The sequence below is a fragment of the Rhizorhabdus sp. GW822-FHT03C02 genome, from assembly GCF_058801765.1.
Window position 1 is genome coordinate 15,517 of the sequence record NZ_JBXANN010000023.1, and the last position, 17,017, is coordinate 32,533.

Annotated in this window: 16 protein-coding genes; 11 read left to right on the top strand and 5 right to left on the bottom strand. The window is 67.2% G+C overall.

Going from position 1 to position 17,017, the window contains the following annotated elements:
* The first annotated feature begins 23 nt into the window (after positions 1-23).
* From AC1RM6_RS29915 to AC1RM6_RS29935, 5 genes are all read left to right on the top strand, one after another.
* Entirely contained in the window at positions 24-797 is a 774-nt protein-coding gene (locus AC1RM6_RS29915) for an SDR family NAD(P)-dependent oxidoreductase (RefSeq protein ID WP_493108250.1), read from the top strand.
* A gap of 18 nt (positions 798-815) precedes the next feature.
* Complete coding sequence (locus tag AC1RM6_RS29920) at positions 816-1,994, top strand: sulfotransferase family protein (RefSeq protein WP_493108252.1); 1,179 nt, start codon at positions 816-818, stop codon at positions 1,992-1,994.
* Positions 1,991-2,440 carry a nuclear transport factor 2 family protein gene (locus AC1RM6_RS29925; protein ID WP_493108254.1) on the top strand — a complete coding sequence of 150 codons (450 nt, stop codon included), beginning with the start codon at positions 1,991-1,993 and terminating at the stop codon, positions 2,438-2,440. Before AC1RM6_RS29920 ends, AC1RM6_RS29925 begins: the two co-directional genes overlap by 4 nt.
* Entirely contained in the window at positions 2,440-3,237 is a 798-nt protein-coding gene (locus AC1RM6_RS29930) for an SDR family NAD(P)-dependent oxidoreductase (RefSeq protein WP_493108256.1), read from the top strand. The genes AC1RM6_RS29925 and AC1RM6_RS29930 overlap by 1 nt, the downstream gene beginning before the upstream one ends.
* A 300-nt stretch (positions 3,238-3,537) precedes the next feature.
* Entirely contained in the window at positions 3,538-4,287 is a 750-nt protein-coding gene (locus tag AC1RM6_RS29935; protein ID WP_493108258.1) for a helix-turn-helix domain-containing protein, read from the top strand.
* Positions 4,288-4,453: 166 nt separating this feature from the next.
* Here AC1RM6_RS29935 and AC1RM6_RS29940 read toward each other — a convergent pair whose 3' ends face one another.
* Positions 4,454-5,212: an SDR family NAD(P)-dependent oxidoreductase gene (locus AC1RM6_RS29940; protein ID WP_493108260.1), complete on the bottom strand. Its 759-nt coding sequence runs from the start codon at positions 5,210-5,212 to the stop codon at positions 4,454-4,456.
* A 377-nt stretch (positions 5,213-5,589) separates the two neighbouring features.
* Here AC1RM6_RS29940 and AC1RM6_RS29945 point away from each other — a divergent pair, with 377 nt between their 5' ends.
* The 3 genes from AC1RM6_RS29945 to AC1RM6_RS29955 all read left to right on the top strand — a co-directional run bounded on the left by AC1RM6_RS29945 (position 5,590) and on the right by AC1RM6_RS29955 (position 9,915).
* A complete protein-coding gene (locus AC1RM6_RS29945) occupies positions 5,590-7,998 on the top strand; it encodes a TonB-dependent receptor (RefSeq protein WP_493108262.1) in 2,409 nt (802 codons plus the stop codon).
* The gene (locus AC1RM6_RS29950) at positions 7,995-8,894 is read left to right on the top strand and encodes an SDR family NAD(P)-dependent oxidoreductase (protein ID WP_493108264.1); all 900 of its coding nucleotides are present in this window, start codon (positions 7,995-7,997) and stop codon (positions 8,892-8,894) included. Before AC1RM6_RS29945 ends, AC1RM6_RS29950 begins: the two co-directional genes overlap by 4 nt.
* A 262-nt stretch (positions 8,895-9,156) precedes the next feature.
* Entirely contained in the window at positions 9,157-9,915 is a 759-nt protein-coding gene (locus AC1RM6_RS29955) for an SDR family NAD(P)-dependent oxidoreductase (protein WP_493108266.1), read from the top strand.
* Positions 9,916-9,980: 65 nt separating this feature from the next.
* Here the strand turns inward: AC1RM6_RS29955 and AC1RM6_RS29960 are convergent, their stop codons facing one another.
* Positions 9,981-10,406 carry a nuclear transport factor 2 family protein gene (locus AC1RM6_RS29960; RefSeq protein ID WP_493108268.1) on the bottom strand — a complete coding sequence of 142 codons (426 nt, stop codon included), beginning with the start codon at positions 10,404-10,406 and terminating at the stop codon, positions 9,981-9,983.
* A gap of 193 nt (positions 10,407-10,599) precedes the next feature.
* Between AC1RM6_RS29960 and AC1RM6_RS29965 the strand changes: the two genes are divergently transcribed.
* Positions 10,600-11,493 carry a hypothetical protein gene (locus tag AC1RM6_RS29965; RefSeq protein WP_493108270.1) on the top strand — a complete coding sequence of 298 codons (894 nt, stop codon included), beginning with the start codon at positions 10,600-10,602 and terminating at the stop codon, positions 11,491-11,493.
* A 69-nt stretch (positions 11,494-11,562) separates the two neighbouring features.
* Here AC1RM6_RS29965 and AC1RM6_RS29970 read toward each other — a convergent pair whose 3' ends face one another.
* A complete protein-coding gene (locus tag AC1RM6_RS29970; RefSeq protein ID WP_493108272.1) occupies positions 11,563-12,171 on the bottom strand; it encodes a TetR/AcrR family transcriptional regulator in 609 nt (202 codons plus the stop codon).
* Positions 12,172-12,215: 44 nt separating this feature from the next.
* Between AC1RM6_RS29970 and AC1RM6_RS29975 the strand changes: the two genes are divergently transcribed.
* Positions 12,216-13,058 (top strand): oxidoreductase, encoded by an 843-nt coding sequence (locus tag AC1RM6_RS29975; protein ID WP_493108274.1) that lies wholly within the window; start codon positions 12,216-12,218, stop codon positions 13,056-13,058.
* 68 nt (positions 13,059-13,126) lie between these two features.
* Here AC1RM6_RS29975 and AC1RM6_RS29980 read toward each other — a convergent pair whose 3' ends face one another.
* On the bottom strand, positions 13,127-14,875 hold the full coding sequence (locus tag AC1RM6_RS29980; protein WP_493108276.1) for an N-acyl-D-amino-acid deacylase family protein: 1,749 nt from the start codon (positions 14,873-14,875) through the stop codon (positions 13,127-13,129).
* A gap of 305 nt (positions 14,876-15,180) precedes the next feature.
* On the opposite strand from AC1RM6_RS29980, the gene AC1RM6_RS29985 reads away from it, so the two are divergent.
* Positions 15,181-15,636, top strand: coding sequence for a nuclear transport factor 2 family protein (locus tag AC1RM6_RS29985; RefSeq protein ID WP_493108278.1), 456 nt, complete (start codon positions 15,181-15,183; stop codon positions 15,634-15,636).
* Here the strand turns inward: AC1RM6_RS29985 and AC1RM6_RS29990 are convergent.
* Positions 15,588-16,856 carry a cytochrome P450 gene (locus AC1RM6_RS29990; RefSeq protein WP_493108280.1) on the bottom strand — a complete coding sequence of 423 codons (1,269 nt, stop codon included), beginning with the start codon at positions 16,854-16,856 and terminating at the stop codon, positions 15,588-15,590. The genes AC1RM6_RS29985 and AC1RM6_RS29990 overlap by 49 nt on opposite strands.
* Positions 16,857-17,017 lie beyond the last annotated feature (161 nt).

Here is a 17,017-nt window from a genome sequence, read left to right on the forward strand (position 1 = left end):
CGGCAAAAAGCGAGGGGATGGCGATGGCGGAACGGATATTTCCGGACGGCGCGGCGATGGTGATGGGCGGGACCGGCGGACTCGGCGCGGCCTCGGCGCGCGAACTGGCGCGCGCGGGCAGCGATATCGCGCTGTGCTACCGGTCGAAGGCCGCGGCGGCGGAGGCGCTGGCCGAGGAGTTTCGCGGGCTCGGCCGCAAAGTCTCGATCCACAGCGCCGACGCGACCGATCCGGCGAGCCTCGACGCCGCGCGCGACGCGGCGATCGCCGCGCATGGCCGGGTCCACACTTTGGTGTGGGCGGCGGGGCCGCTGGTCGACCAGCTCCATCTGTCGGAGACCCCGTTCGAGAAATGGCAGCGGGCGATCGACGTCGAGGTCCATGGTTTCTTCCGGACGACCCAGGCGCTGATCCCGCATTTCCGCGGCGCGGGCGGCGGATCCTTCGTCCATCTCGGTTCGGCCGGCGACCTGCGCTGGCCCGAGCGCGACGGGCTGTCGGTCGCCCCCAAGGCCGCCAACGAATCGCTGGTCCGCGGCATCGCCCGCGAGGAGGGCCGCCACGGCATCCGCGCCAACAGCGTGCTGGTCGGGGTGATCGACGCGGGGATGTTCCACGATCTGCTCGCCAATGGTTCGTTCGACGAGAAATGGGTGGCCGAGGTCCAGGGATCGCTGCCGCTCAGGCGCTGGGGCCGGGCCGAGGAAATCGGCCATGCGGTCGCTTTCCTCGCCTCGAACCGCGCCGGTTACACCACCGGCCAGCAACTCGCCGTCGCCGGCGGCTACGGCATCTAAGTTTCAGGAGTTAGCATCATGACCGCTAGTTTTGCCCAGGTTCCCGACCGCGCGACGCTCGTCGCCGAGGCGCGGCAGGCGGCCGGGCTCGACGATTTCGGCGATCCGTGGATCTTCGAGAATCTCGACGCGCTGATCCCGATCCTCAACAGCGAGGCCGAGCTGACCGAGGTCGGCGCGATCGGCGCGCGGACGATGATCGTCACCGCGCTGGTCAACCGGCTGCGCCATGTCGACCTGCTGCGGCGCCATCCGGAGATCCGCGACGAGAAGGTCGAGGTCGCCGCGGTGGTAGTCGGGCTGCCGCGCACCGGCAGCACGATGCTCCACCGGATGCTGTCGTCGGCGCCGGGGATGACCGGGGTCAAATGGTGGGAATGCCAGAATTACGCCCCCTTCCCGGGCGAAGCGCCCGGCGATCCCGAGCCGCGCCGTGCCGCGGCAAAGGCCTATCTCGACTATATGCTCGAACATGCGCCCGACCTGATGTCGATCCACCCGATGAACATCGACCAGTCGGACGAGGAACTGATCATCCTGGGACTGATGTTCTCGAGCACGATGATCGAGGGCATGTATCATGTGCCGAGCTATGCGCGCTGGCTGATCGAACATAGCCGGACCCGCTGCTATGCCGACCTCAAGGAGATCCTCCAGTCGCTGCAGTGGCAGGACAAGCGCCGCAAGGGCGCGCAATGGGTGCTCAAGACGCCGGGCCATCTGATGGCGCTCGACGGGGTGCTCGAAACCTTCCCCGGCGCCAAGATCGTGATGACCCACCGCGACCCGGTGTCGACGGTGCCGTCCTATTGTTCGATGATGACGACGCTCTACCATATGGCGTCGACGGTCGATCCGCACCGGATCGGCGCGTTCTGGGAGAAGCGGCTCGCCGAGCTGCTCGACCTGTTCATGTCGATCCGCGCCCAGGCGGGCAGCGCCGATTTCATCGACGTGCGCTATACCGACCTGACCAGCCATCCGATCGAGCAGGGCAAGCGTGTGCTCGCCGAGGCCGGGATCGCGCTGACCCCCGACATCGTCGCGGGGATGGAGGAGTGGATCGAGGCCAATCGCCGCGAGGACCGCGCCCCGCACAACTATGCGCTCGAGGATTTCGGGCTGACCCGCGAGCAGGTCGAGCGCGATTTCGCGACCTATCGCGCCGCCTTTCTCGACGCCAAGGTGCCGGCATGAGCCCGCTCGACCGGCTGGTCGCGATCGAGGATATCTCGCGGACCAAGGCCGAATATTTCCGCTGCATCGACGAGCAGGACTGGGCCGGGCTGGTCGGGGTCTTCACCGCCGATGCCGAGACCGACATGCGCGAGGCGGTCGAGCCGCATAATCCCGAGCTGATCTCGCACGATCCGCAGGCGTTCGCGCAGAACAACGCCTATGTGCTGGGCGGGGTGAAGACCGCGCATTTCGGCTATATGCCGCGGATCGACATCATCGGCGAGGACGAGGCGACCGGGATCTGGTCGATGGAGGACTGGCTGTGGGTCCCCGCCGGCAATCCGGTGATGCCCGAGGGGCGGATGCATGGCTGGGGCCATTATCATGACTGCTACAAAAGGGTCGACGGGCGCTGGCTGATGTCGGCGACGCGGCTGACCCGCGTCAAGCTGGAGTTCGCCTGATGGCGCCGCTGGCGGGCAAGCGCGCGCTGGTCACCGGGTCGAGCGCGGGCCTGGGCGCGGGGATCGCCGAGCGGCTCGCCGCCGATGGCGCCGAGGTCTGCCTCCACGGCCGCGATCGCGACCGGCTGGAGGCGGCGCGGGTCGCGGTCGCCAAGGCCGGGGGGCGGGTCCATGCGGTGACGGGGTCGCTGTCCGACGATGCGGGCGCGGCCGCGGTCGCCGAGCAGGCGCGCGCGGCGATGGGCGGGATCGACATCCTGGTCAACAACGCCGGCGGCGAGTCGGCGGGCAACGGCCAGGCCGAATGGCTCGACGCGACCCCCGACGAGTGGATGGCGACCTACAACTCCAATGTCGGATCGATGGTCCGGCTGATCCGCGCCTGCGTGCCGGCGATGAAGGCCGCCGGCTGGGGCCGGGTGATCAACCTGTCGAGCGTGTCGGTCGACACCCCGCTGACGGTGATCCCCGACTATCAGGCATCGAAGACCGCGATCCGATCGCTCACCCGCAGCCTCGCGCTGGCGCTGGCGAACAGCGGGGTGACCGCGAACAGCGTCAGCCCGGGGCTGACCCTGTCGAACGGGCCCGAGGCGTGGATCCGCCGGATCGCCGACGACAATGGCTGGGGCGAGGACTGGGACGTCATCAAGACGCGCGCCGAGAAGGAACTCACGACCAATTTCGTCGGCCGGATCGGCATGCCGGCGGACATCGCGCATGCGGTGGCGTTCCTCGCCGATCCGCGGGCGGGGTTCGTGAATGCAATCGATGTGTGCGTGGATGGGGGACATTGACCTTTCTTAGCCCCTCCCTTTCAAGGGAGGGGTTGGGGTGGGTCGCGAGCAAAGCGAGCGTCCGCGCTGGAACCAAAAGCACCTTCAGCAGCATCGAGCTGCTTCAGTCGCGCCCCACCCCCTCCCCTCCCGCAAGCGGGAGGGGTTCAAGGACGAAAAAAACCGGCCACCGCGTCGCGGCAGCCGGTTCAGTCGAGGGACGGATGCCGCCGTTCGAGTCCCGAGCGGCGAACATCACCCCTGCAAATTAGGCGATGCCGCGATGATCGTCATATCGCTTCTGGCCGGAGGGATCATCCGATGACCCCGTCGGAGACCGCAAATGATCCCTTGTCGGACGAGGGCGCCGCGCTGCTCGATGCGCTGCGCCGCGCGCTCCGGCGGGCCGGCTGGACCCAGGCGCGGCTGGCCGAGGAGCTCGGCGTCGGCACCGCGACGGTCAAGCGCTGGCTGCACGGGCGCGGGCTGGGGTTTACGACGCTCGCCCGGCTGACCGCGCTCGCCGACACCAGCCTTGCCGAGCTGACCGACGACGGCCGACGCGACGGGCGCGATCGCGACCGGCTCACCCTCGCGCAGGAGGAGGCGCTGACCCAGGACGCGGCGCTGTCGACGGTGTTCTTCCTGATCATTAATGGCTGGCCGCCGTCGGAGGCGGTCGACGCCTTCCATATCCCCGCCGAGACCGTCGAACGCGCGGTCGCGCGGCTCGAGCGGCTGGCGCTGGTCGACCGGCTGGCGGGCGGTCGCATCCGCGCGCGGATCGATCCGCGCCACAGCTGGCAGCGCGCGCCGATGCGCCAGCATTTCGAACGTCACCTCAAGCAATTGTTCTTCTCGCTCGATTATGGCGATCCCGACACGATCTTCGGATCGGAGATGGTCAAGCTGTCGCCGATCGGGGTCGCCCGCATCCGCGACCGGATCGAGCAGCTGCGCAGCGAACTCCGCGCGATCGCCCGCGACGACCAGCGCAGCGCGGCGCTGCCCGGCGAATGGTTCGCGGTGCTGGCGGTGGCGCGGTCGCTGAAGCCGTTGATCGAGCGGTGACGGCGCAGATCCTCCCTGAAGCGCAGCTTTGGGGAGGGGGACCGCCCGCAGGGCGGTGGAGGGGTCGTGCGCAACGTCGCCCGAATCCCGCGGTTGAGGTCGAAGACCCCTCCACCAGCTTCGCTGGTCCCCCTCCCCGCGCTACGCGCAGGGAGGATCTGCAGTGTCACCCCGGCACATGCAGCAGCGGCAGCTTGCCGCCGTCGACCGGCAGGCACACCCCGGTGATATAGGACGCCTCGTCGGACAGCAGGAAGCGGATCGCCTGGGCGACCTCCTCGGGCCGGCCGCCGCGGCGCATCGGGATCGCCTCGGAGACGCGGGCGTTGCGCGCCGGGTCGGCGGCGGCGAAGGCCTCGGTGGCGGGGGTCATGATCTGGCCGGGGGCGACGACGTTGACGCGGACGCCGTGCGGCGCGGCCTCCATCGCCGCGACCGCGCTGAAGTGGATCAACGCCGCCTTCGACGCCGAATAGCTCGCCATGCCCGGCATCGCCGCGAGGCCGTTGAGCGAGGCGATGTTGACGATCGCGCCCGACCTTTGCGGGATCATCACCGCCAGCGCCGCCTGGGTGCCGACGAACACCGCCTCGGCATTGACCCGGAAATCGCCGCGCCAGTCGGCGAGGCTGAGGTCGGCGACGTTCCTGTACGCGACCGCCATCGCATTGTTGACGAGGCCGTCGAGCCGGCCATGTCGATCGGCGACGTCGGCGATCAACGCCGCGAACGCATCGGCGTCGCCGACGTCGAGCCGGTGCGACTCCACCGATCCATGCTTCGATACTACAGCATGCGTAGCGGCGAGCGGTTCCGGCCTGCGCGCGCAGATCACCACATGCGCGCCCTGCCCCGCCAGCAGGATCGCGGTGGCGCGGCCGATTCCCTCGCTGGCGCCGGTGACGATAACGACCTGATCCTGCATGATTTTCACCCCATTCCCCGATATGCCGATAGTGTAGCGCACATTATCAACATTCGTTTCCGCTTGACGTCAAAACAATTTGGTTTAGCCATTCCGAAACTGATTTCTTCGCTAATTGCGTAGAGACACATGCAACTCTCCGCGCAAATGGAGAAGCATCGAGGGGATGAACCGATGAGCCGAGGCACCCTGCCAGCCGCCAGCATGTCGCACGGCCGATCGTCTCACGCCGATTGCCGTCACGCGTAACGCTTAACCGGGCGCGCGACGCGCGCCCGCCGACATCAGGGCTTCCGTCCGATCAGGCGAAAGATCGCCGGCCGCCGGGCGCCCGAACGCAACGAACCAAATCACAAGCTCTCTGGAGGGGGTATAAGATGCAGCTCAAGTTCATCGCCATGGCCGGCGTTTCGATCATCGCCACGACCGCCGCGCACGCGCAGACCGCGCCCGCGCCGCAGACCAGCGACGCGGCGTCGACGACGCTCGACAGCGGCGCGCTCGAGGAGATCGTCGTCACCGCGCAGCGCCGCGAGGAGAGCCTGCAGAAGGTGCCGGTCGCGGTGACCGCGATCAGTTCGGACCAGATCGACCAGTTGCGCGTCACCAACGTCAAGAATCTCGCCGGGCTGGCACCCAGCCTGCAGATCGCGACCCAGGGACTCCAGTCGAACCCGTCGATCTCGATCCGCGGCATCGCCTCGGGCGTGTCGAACAATGCGGTCGATCCCAAGGTCGGCATCTATCTCGACGGCGTCTATATCGGCCGCACCACCGGTTCGATCTTCGACCTTGCCGACATCCAGCGGGTCGAGGTGCTGCGCGGGCCGCAGGGCACGCTGTTCGGGCGCAACGCGACCAGCGGCGCGGTCAGCCTGGTGTCGGCACCGCCCAAGGGCGTGTTCGGCATCCGCGCGACCGGATCATACGGCAATTACAACGCCTATCGCGGCAAGATCACGATCGACCTGCCGCAGTTCGGGCCGTTCTCGGCCAAGATCTCCTATCTGCACGACCAGATCGACGGCGATTACACCAACATCGTCGGCGGCAAGACGATCAACCTGAGCCTGCGCGACGCGTCGTTCGGCACCCAGACCTATGCGCGCAAGCTCGGCGGCCGCAACATCGACGGCGGCCAGCTGGCGATCCAGGGCGATTTCGGCAATCTCACCGCCGATTATCGCTTCGACTATACCGACTCGCGCACCGTCGGCCGCGCGATCCAGAGCTTCGGGGTGATCCCCGACCAGTCGGGCCAGATCCTCCAGCCGATCGTCAACCTTCAGTCCTTCTTCGGCGGCACCACCAACATCTCCGCGACGCGGCTGACCTCGGTCGCCAACGCGACCAGCCCCGAACATGTCGTCACCCAGGGGCACAGCCTGACGCTGACCCTGGCGGCGACCGACACGATGACGATCAAGAGCATCAGCGCGTTCCGCAAGTTCAAGCAGGATCCGAACATCTACGATCTCGCCGCCTCGGGCGGGCTGCGTTTCACCTTCGGCCAGCTCGGCGTGTTCCTCGACCCGACGATCCCGGCGGCGGCCAAGGGCGCGGCGCTGTTCAACCCGGCGATCACCCCCGGACCGAACGACTATTTCTTCTCGCTGCTGACCTCGCGCTCGACCAGCCAGCGCCAGTTCAGCCAGGAGGTCCAGTTCCAGCTCGACGAGGAGGCGTACAACCTCACCGCCGGCGTCTTCTATTTCCACGAGCGCTCGCCCGCGAGCGACATATTGGGGATCCTCGAGCCGATGCCGGCCGGCACCAACGTCCCCAGCCCGTTCGACGCGATCTTCGGCAGCGGCGTCACCCGGACGCTGTCGATCAACGATTCGATGGCGGGCTATGCCCAGGGCACATGGCATGTCGCCGAGAATCTCGATGTCACCGGCGGCCTGCGCTACACGATCGACGACCGCGAACTGAAGATCTTCAGCGTGTCGGGCGGCCAGGGCGGGCAGCTCGGCGTCGGCGACTACAAGGTCAGCTTCAACAAGCTCAACTATACCGGCATCATCACCTATCGGCCGACCGAGCGGATCACCGCTTATGCCAAGATCTCGAGCGGCTATGTCGCCGGCGGCATCCTGAGCGGCATCCCTTATGATCCCGAGACCCTGGTGTCGTACGAAGCCGGCATCAAGGCGCAGCTTCTCGACAACCGGGTGCGCTTCAACGCCGCGGCCTTCTACAGCGATTACAAGGACCTGCAGACCCAGAATTTCATCAACGGGCGCCAGTTCTTCGACAATGCCGGCAAGGCCGACATTCGCGGCTTCGAGGTCGAACTCGACGTCACCCCGGCGCGCGGGCTCGTGTTCAGCGGCAATGTCGGCTATGCCGATCTGCGCTACAAGACGTTCATCCTGAACGGCGCCGACGTCGCCGACATCGCCCGCACCCCCTATGTCTCGAAATGGACCGGCCGCGTCTCGGCGCAATATAGCGCCCCGGCGTTCAGCAACGGCAGCAACGCCTTCGGCCGGATCGAGGGCCGCTATCGCAGCAGCTATTATCTGACCTCGACCCCGCTGGTCGACATCACCACCAACCAGAATGTCCTCGAGAATTTCAACCATCAGCCTGGCTACTGGCTGGTCGATGGTCGGGCGGGCATCGCCGAGCTGGCGGTCGGTGGATCGAAGGCGACGCTGTCGGTCTACGGCCAGAACCTGCTCAACAAACATTATGTCGCGTTCGGCGCGCCGGTGCTGTCGCTGGTCGGCACCTATGAGCGCGGCCGCACCTATGGCGTCGAACTCGGTATCGAGTTTTGAGCCAAACCGGGGGTCCGCTCGACGGCAAGGTCGCGCTGGTCACCGGCGCCAGCCGCGGCATCGGCCGGGCGATCGCGCAACGGCTGGCGGCGGCGGGGGCCACCGTCGTCGTCAGCGCGCGGTCGCAGGGGGCGCCGGTGCCGCAGCAGCGCTTCGGCCAGGTCGAGCATGTCGCGGGCACGCTCGACGAGACCGTCGCGCTGATCGAGCAAGCCGGCGGCCGGGCGATCGCACTGGCCGCCGATCTCGAGGACGTCGCCGCGCGCCGCACGCTGGTGCCCCGCGCGATCGCGGCGGCCGGGCGGGTCGACATCCTCGTCAACAATGCCGGCTTCGCCGATTATGCGCGGGTCGAGGATATGGCCGAGGGCGTCTTCGCCCGCACGCTGCTCCATTATGTCGAGGTGCCGTTCGCGCTGTGCCAAGCGGCGATCCCGGCGATGCGGGCGGCGGGGGCGGGCTGGATCGTCAATATCGGATCGGTCACCGCGCTCGCGCCGGTGCGGCCCTATGCCGATTATGCGCGTGCGGGCGGCGACAGCGTCTATGCCGCCGCCAAGGCCGCGCTCAACCGCTTCTCGCAGGGGCTCGCGGCCGAGCTGGTCGATGCCAATATCGCGGTCAATGTCGTCGCCCCCTCGACCGCGATCCGCACCCCGGGCGCTTCGGCGCTGATCCCGGCGGACTATCCGACCGAAGATGTCGCCTATCTCGCCGAGACGGTGCTGGCGATGTGCACGCTGCCCGCCGCCGAGCGCACCGGGCAGATCGCCTACAGCATGCACTGGCCCGCCGCGCATAAGCTGCCGGTGATGGCGCTCGACGGGCGCTCGCCGATGCCGGCCGCGGAGACCCCCGCCTGGTCGCATCCGGCGATCGACGCCACGGGGGGTTAGGGAGCCAATTCTCAAATTTAGCCCCTCCCCTTTAGGGGAGGTTCGTCAGGTCGGGAGTGCCCCCGGCACTCCCTAAACCATGCCGGGGGGCATGGTTTACCTGACGAAGGGGTGGGGTGTGACTGAAGCAGCTCGATGCTGCTGAAGGCGCTTTCGGTTCGAGCGCGGAGGCTCGCTGCGCTCGCACCCACCCCAACCCCTCCCTTGAAAGGGAGGGGCCTAAAGAACCTGCCCCCCCCCTCAAACTTCAGGAGGTACGATCATGCGAAGGCTCGAAGGCAAGGTGGCGGTGATCGCCGGCGGCGGCGGGATCGGCGGCGAGACCGCGCTGCGGCTGGCGCGCGAAGGCTGCGCGGTGATGCTCGGCGACCTCGCCGCCGCACCCGCCGAGGCGGTGGTCGCGCAGATCGTCGCCGAGGGCGGCCTGGGTGCGGCGATAGCCTATGACCAGGCCGACGACGCCTCGGTCGCGGCGCTGGTGGCGGCGGCGCATACGCGCTTCGGTCGGGTCGACTATATGCACGCCAATGCCGCCGACATGCAGGCGATCCGCGACGATGGCGACGCGCTGACGATCGAGCTCGACACGTTCGACCGCACCGTCGCGGTCAATATGCGCGGCTATCTCTCCTGCACCCGCCACGCGCTGCCGCACCTGATCGCGAACCGCGGGGCGATCGTCTATACCAGCTCGTCGGCCGCCCATATGGGCGAGCCCGAGCGGGTCGCCTATGCGATGACCAAGGCGGCGGTGAACGCGCTGATGCGCCATGTCGCGAGCCGCTGGGGCAAGGACGGCGTGCGCGCCAACAGCATCGCGCCCGGCATGGTGCTGACCGCGCAGATCCGCGACAATATCGCTCCCGACTTCATCGACCGGGTGCTGGTCGCGCATCGCAGCTGGCGGCTGGGCGAAAGCGCCGACATCGCCGCGATGGTGGCGATGCTGTTCTCGGCCGATGGCGAATGGATCACCGGCCAGACGATCGCGGTCGACGGCGGCGCGTCGATCCGGCCCTGATACCCGTGCGGCGCTTGAGCAAATCGATCGAGGATGCGTCAGCATCTTCGAGATCGCGTATGACTCTACCCCGCGAGCACCGCCGGATCGCCGACATGCATCGCCCAGATCGCATCGCGGCGGACGATCCGCCAGCCGTCGGCGCGGCGCGCCCAGCGGTCGACATATTCGCCATTGGTGTCGAGGAAGCGGTCGGCCTTGTCGCCCAGCCCCTGGTGCCGCGCCTGGACATAGGCGCGGCTGGTCGCGGCATCGCCGTCCAGATCGATCATGATGCTGCCGATCAGATGCTGCGACGGGCCGCAGCCGTCGAGGAAAGCGCGGAACTGCGCGCGCATCGCCGCGATCCCGGCCTGTTCGCGGCCGTCGCCATAATTGAACGCGACATCGTCGGCGAACACCTCGCCCACCGCATCCCAGTCGCGTCGGTCGAGGATCCGCGCGAACCGGCCGAGTTGGTTGTGGATCGCCAGCCGGTCGTCTTCGCGCATCGTCGATAGCCCCTCTCATGCTGCGTATCGATAGCCGATCAAATTTACGCAAACCAGCATTATCGCCGCATAGAGCTTGCCTCGACCGAATTTCGGACGTAAGTTCCGAAACTGACAGGGACCGGTGGCGCGCGTCATCGTCCCGTCGGACGAGGCGAGAGCCAGGGATCGGCCAAGGACCGGGAGAGCATCGATGGACACTGATATTTCGTCGCGGGTGAGCGACGCCGACTTCGCTTATTATAATGGCGCGGGACCCAAGATCGCGACCGAGAGCTCGACGCTGATCAGCTCGTCGCCCTATCTCAACCATCCCGAGCTGCGCGCGCTGATCGCGCAGGAAATGCTCCGCCGCAACGGCGCCGATCTACCCAACACCGCCTATATCCCCAATGTCGTCAAGATCCTGATGGAGCTCGAGAACTGGCCGCGCATCTTCGAGATGTTCGAGGAGGAGAAAGCGCGCCTGCCCGAGTTCAAGGCGTGGCTCGACGGCCGCAAGGTGTCGCTGTTCAAGACCGAGGAACTGGCCGACGCCAAGCCCGGCACGCTGCGCGCGGTGATCTACGATTTCGTCGTCAACAGCGGCTATAATATGGACCATTTCTTCCAGGGGATGGAGATCAACAGCGACTTCGACTTCTACATGAAGGAGCGCACCCACACCCACGACATCGAGCATATGATCACCGGCTTCGAGACCGATCATTGCGGCGAGATCGCGCTGCTCGCCGCCAATTCGCGCGCACTCTACGGCTATTTCAAGCCCGAGCTCGCGGCCTTCTTCAACCGGGTCATCGCCTATCTCAAGGCCAAGACCACGATGAAGAGCGGTCTCTTCTACCCGGAGGCGTTCGCCGAGGAACTCAACGCCGAGGATATCGGCGCCGCGCAGGGCCGCGCCTGGAAGCACCCGCTCTTCCTGATTCCCTATCGCGACTATCTCGACTGGCAGGTCACCGATATCCGCGAGAAATTCGGCATCACCGGCGCGCCACCGTCGGGCCACTGGAAATGGACCACCGCGGTCAGCGAGGATCCGCGCCACAGCAACGACGACCACGCGATGGCCGCCGCCGCGGAATAGACGCGACACCGGTTGCGGGAGCAAGGGCCGGGGGTCGATGACCTCCGGCCCTTTTTCTTTGCCGAGTGTCTACCGGTCGTAAAAGCCGAGCAACAGGGTGTCGGCGATCTCATGCGCGCTGCTCGCGAGCGCGGCGTCGGGCAGTTCGCCGGCGGTCCAGAACGACAGCACGCCGCGAAAGGCAAAGGCGAGTTGTTCCGGCAAACAGGCCAGCGCCCGTTCGCGCCGGTCGGCGCGCAAGCCATCGCCCGCGCCCAGCGCGAGCGCCCATAACCCCGCCGACCGCGCCCGGACGCTTCCGGGAACGGCACCGGCGCTGCCGAGCCAGCCCATCACCGACCGGTTGACCGCGGCTTCCTCGAGCATCACCGCCGCCGCGGCATCGATGGCGAGAAGCACGCGCGCATAAGCGTCGCCTGCCGGCGGCATCGCGCGATAATCGGCTTCCATCCGATCGATCCGCCGATCCGACAGCGCGTGCATGATCGCGGTCTTGCTGCCGAACTGGTTGAACGGCGTCGCGAAGCTGACCCCCGCCTCGGCGGCGAGATCGCGCATCGAGAAATCGGCCCTGCCCTGCCTGAGCAGCCGCTCCGCCGCGTCGATCACCCTCTGGCGCAGCGGTTCGCCTCGGGCGGCGACGGGAGAAGGTTCGGCCTTGCGACGTGTCATGGGCATATCTATATCATGATATAGTTTTAGTACCAATATGGAGTTTGATCATGCCCGCAGCGTCCAAGACCTTCCTCATCACCGGCGTCGGTTCGGGGCTGGGCCGGGCGTTCGCCGAAGCGGCGCTGGCGGCCGGGCATCGGGTGATCGGCACGGTGCGGCGAGCCGGCGATGCCGAAGCCTTTGCCGCCCTCGCGGCGGACCGCGCTTATCCGCTCCTGCTCGATGTGACCGACTTCGATACGATCCCGGCGGCTGTCGCCGAGGCCGAGCGGCAGGCCGGGCCGATCGACGTGCTGGTGAACAATGCCGGCTATGGCCATGAGGGCGTGCTCGAGGAATCGTCGATCGACGACCTTCAGCGCCAGTTCGCGACCAATGTGTTCGGGCCGGTGGCGATGATCAAGGCGGTGCTGCCGGGAATGCGCGCGCGGCGGCGCGGCCATATCGTCAATGTCACGTCGATGGGCGGCTTCATCACGATGCCGGGGATCAGCTATTATTGCGGCAGCAAGTTCGCGCTCGAAGGGATTTCGGAAGCGCTCGGCAAGGAGGTGGCCGATTTCGACATCCGGGTGACGGCGCTCGCCCCCGGCCAGTTCCGCACCGATTGGGCCGGACGATCGATGGACCGTACGCCGCGCAGCATCGCCGATTATGACGCGGTCATGGACCCGATCCGCGCCGGACGGCAGGCCAAGAGCGGCCACCAGCCGGGCGATCCGGCGAAGGCCGCCCAGGCGCTGCTGGCACTGGTCGAGGCCGAACATCCGCCGGTGCGGCTGTTCCTGGGCGAGGACGCGCTGGGCCTGGTCGAGCGGAAGCTCGACGCCATGCACTCCGAGATCGCTGCCTGGGATGCGCTCTCGCGCTCGACCAGCTTCGCGGCATGAGCTTGCGGCCGGTCATGCACAAAAAAAGGGCCGGTCTTGCGACCGGCCCCTCCCCCTTTAGCTCTTGATCATTCGGCGGGTTCGAGCGCCCGTTCGGCCGGTGCCGCCGCGGTCGGCGCCATATATTCGCCGGGGGTCGCGCCGGTATAGGCGGTGCCGTCGAAGGTCTTGATGCCGTTGACCAGCGTGATGCGCATCGGCGCCGGCTGGCGGGTGAAGCGCCAGGTGGTGCCGCCGTCGCCGTCGGGCACGTCGTAACGCTTCTCCATCGCGCGATATTTCACTTCGTCGAGATCGAACACGACCACGTCGGCGCGCTTGCCGACCTTGAGTTCGCCGGTGTCGTGCAGCCCGAAGAAATTGGCGAGCTTGCCGGTCTTGACGTGAATCGCCTGCTCGAGGGTCAGCAGCCCCTCCTTCACATATTTGGTGAGGAGCAGGATATTCTCGCCGCCGCCGCACAGCATCTGGAGATGCGCGCCGGCATCGGAGATGTTGCCGACCGACTTCTCGTCCTTCATCAGCTGGATCGTCAGCGCCTCGTCCTTGGGGAAGGGCGCCATATGGACGGTCGACCTGGTCCCGTTCTCGACGATCCACTGCGCCATCGCGTCGGAGCGGTGGAGGCCGCGGCTTTCGGCGAATTCGTGGAGGGTGATCCCGACCGGGCCGGTGCCATTCTCGGAATCGAGCAGGAACAGGTCCTTGGGGTTGTTCATCGGCGAATGCGGCCAGGCCTCATTGTCCCAGCTGGTCCGCGCCCGCGCCCGCCATTCGGGATCGGCGAGCATGCGCGCCTTCTCCTCATGGGTCTCGGCGAGCACCACCTCGTGCCAGACATAGTCGTTCGACTGGGCGAAGATCAGCGACTTGATCAGGCTCAGCGTGCTGGTCGGCGAGACATGCGCGAAGCCCGGCCAGATATCGACGCCCTCGGCCTGCATCCGTTCGACCCGCGGCTTCATCTGGGCGAGGATCTCCTTCTGGAACCCCAGCGTCGGGATCGCGCCGGCGACCTGCATGCGAATGTTGCGCCCCTTGGTCAACCGCTCGAGCCGTTCGAGATCGGCCGGCCCGCGCATCCGCATGAAGGTGTCGACGATCACCTGATAGGTGGTGCCGGGATGGCGCTGCATCACCTCGAACAGCGCCTCGAATTCGGCGTCGTCGGCGAGCAGGGTCGGGATCGGCCGGTTGTCGCCGTCATGGTCGTGGAGATTGTCGGACATGCCGAGCGCCCCGGCCGACAGCGCATCCTCGAGCATCTCCGCCATCCGCGCGATCTCGTCCGGGGTCGCCGCGCGATCCCAGGCCTCGACGCCCATCGCCGCCATGCGCAGCGCGATATGGCCGACGAACGCCGAATAGTTGGTCGGCAGCTTGACGTTCTTCGCCATCGATTCCTTATATTCGGACCAGCTTTCCCAGTCCCACGGCACATTCTGCAGGAAGGGCTTGAGCGGGATATCCTCGAAGAAGGAGAAGATCTTGATCATCTCCAGCTGCGCGGCCTTGTCCTTCGACAAGGGTGCGGCGGTGAAGCCGCAATTGCCGAGGATGACGGTGGTGGCGCCATTGCCGGGCAGCGGATCGAGATCGGGCTGCCACCACATCGTCGCGTCATAATGGGTGTGGCTCTCGATGAAGCCCGGGGTCACCTGACAGCCGGTGGCGTCGACCACTTCCTCGCCGGGGCGCGGCGCCAGATCGGGGCCGATTTCGACGATGAGGTTGCCGGCGATGCGGACGTCGGCGGCGAAGGGCTTGGCGCCCGTTCCGTCCACCACCGTGCCGCCGCGAATGAGTATGTCTGACATAGCACCCTTCTCCAGGATTTGAGGCGATCCCTCTGGCCGCAGCCCGCATCATGTCCGGCGCGGATCGCGCCTGTGCCCGTGATCGTCCGCCAGGCTTCGGCCTGGAACTGTAACGCCCCCGCGGCGCCCGTTCCTTGATTATGATGCTATCGTTCCGAAATGACGCGCACAAGCCGCAATCGACGACTTGCGTAAAATCTTGACGATATTTTCACGCAAGGCTGGCCAACGCCAAAGGGCATGGATAATTTGCGGATCGAACGGCGGCGCGCCCCGGCCGACCGCCCGAACCGGAGAGGACCGCCATGTCGCTTGCCCGCCTGATCGATCAGGACGCCATCACCCAAGTCTATCACCGCTATTGCGACATCGTCGACACCAAGAGCTTCGATGCGATGGACGAGGTGTTCACCGCCGACTGCCTGAGCGACTACACCCAGGCGCTCGGCCCCGGGGTGGTCTGCCCCGACCGCGCCAGCCTGATCGCGTCGATGCACGCCAATCTCGGCCCCGAATCGCGGTGCGGGGCGACCCATCATAATGTGCTCAACTTCCGGATCGCGGTCGACGGCGACAGCGCCACCGCGCGGGTCCATTTCTATGCGGTCCACCGCGGCCGCGACACGCTCGACGGCGCGCTCTACGCGATGTGGGGCGAATATGACGACCGGCTCGCCCGCACCGCCGATGGCTGGCGGGTCGCCCATCGCATCTACACCTGCGCGCTGTCGGAGGGCCCGGCCGCGGTCGTCGCCGGCTGACCCGGCGCGTCGCAGGTCAGGATGCAGTCGCGCAGCTCATAACCGGTGACGAGATCGTTCCAGCCGACCGCGGGCGGCTTCGCGAGCTTCAGACCCGGCACCGCGAGCAGCCGGGTCAGGAACATGTCGGCCTCCTGGATCGCGAGGAACGATCCCGGGCAGCGATGATGGCCGTCGCCGAATCCCATGATCGCGGCCCCCGCCCGCGCCGCCGGGCAACGATCGGCGCGCACCGTCAGCGGATCCTCGCCGGCGACGCTGGCGTCGGCGTTGACCGCGCGCAGATCGACCGCGATCCGATCGCCGACCGCGATCGGCGCGATGCCCTCGCCCAGATCGACCGGCGCGGTGGCGCGGCGGAACAGCGTGCCGACCACCGGCTCGAGCCGCAATATCTCCTCGAGCAGCGCATGGCGCGCGGGCTCGTCGGCGGCGCGATAGGTGGCCATGAGTTCCGGATCGTCGAGCATATGCCAGGCGCACACGGTGATGAACTCGCGGGTGGTGACCATCCCCGCCGCGCCATAGGTGATGCATTCGGTCAGGATTTCGGAATCGGTGTAGCCCTGCTGGAGCAGGTGCGAGATCACGTCCTCGCGCGGGGTCCGGCGCCGCGCGCGGATCGCCGGGCGCACGTCGATCAGGTAAAAACGCAGCAGCCGCGCCTGGGCGACGACTGCCTGCCACACACGGCTGAGGCGACCGCCGGTCTCGCCCATGCCGCCCGCGAAGAAGGCGTTGATGCGGCGGTCGAGCCCGGGGGCGAGGCTGTCGGTCAGGCCGACGACCTCGGCGGCGATGCCGACCGCCATCTCCATGCCGATGATGCTCAGGTCAGCGCGCCGGCTCGCGGCGAAGCGGCCGACGATCGCATCGGCAAGCGTCGCCATCAGCGTGCGGTAGCGGCTGCTCACCGCCTTGGGGGTGAAGAAGGGCGCGGTCAGCCGGCGCTGCTCATGATGGGTGGCGCCTTCGAGGAACAGGATCGGGGTCTTGCCGCGCTGGGGCAGCTTCTCGATCAGCTCGGCCTTGAACCCGGCCTGACGGGTGGCGTCCGAGCGCAGCAGCCGCCGCGCGACCGCGAAGCTGCGGATATGCCAGGTGCCCGCGGCGTCGCGCTCGACCGCGGGCGCGAGCGCGGTGCCCGGCGGGGCGGTGCGGCGGTGGTCGACCGGACACGCGCCGGCACGGCGCTCCACGGGAGAATCGACGTCGGCCATCCTATGCTCCTTGGTTTCGGAACATATATATCGAAATTATTTGAAGGACTACAAGGGGTGGGTCGAGGCGCTTCTTCACCTCCTCGTCGCCCCGCACTCACATGGGGAGTTGTGGGTCAAGATGTCGTGTTAGGGTGACATGGATATTCTCCTTTGAAGCA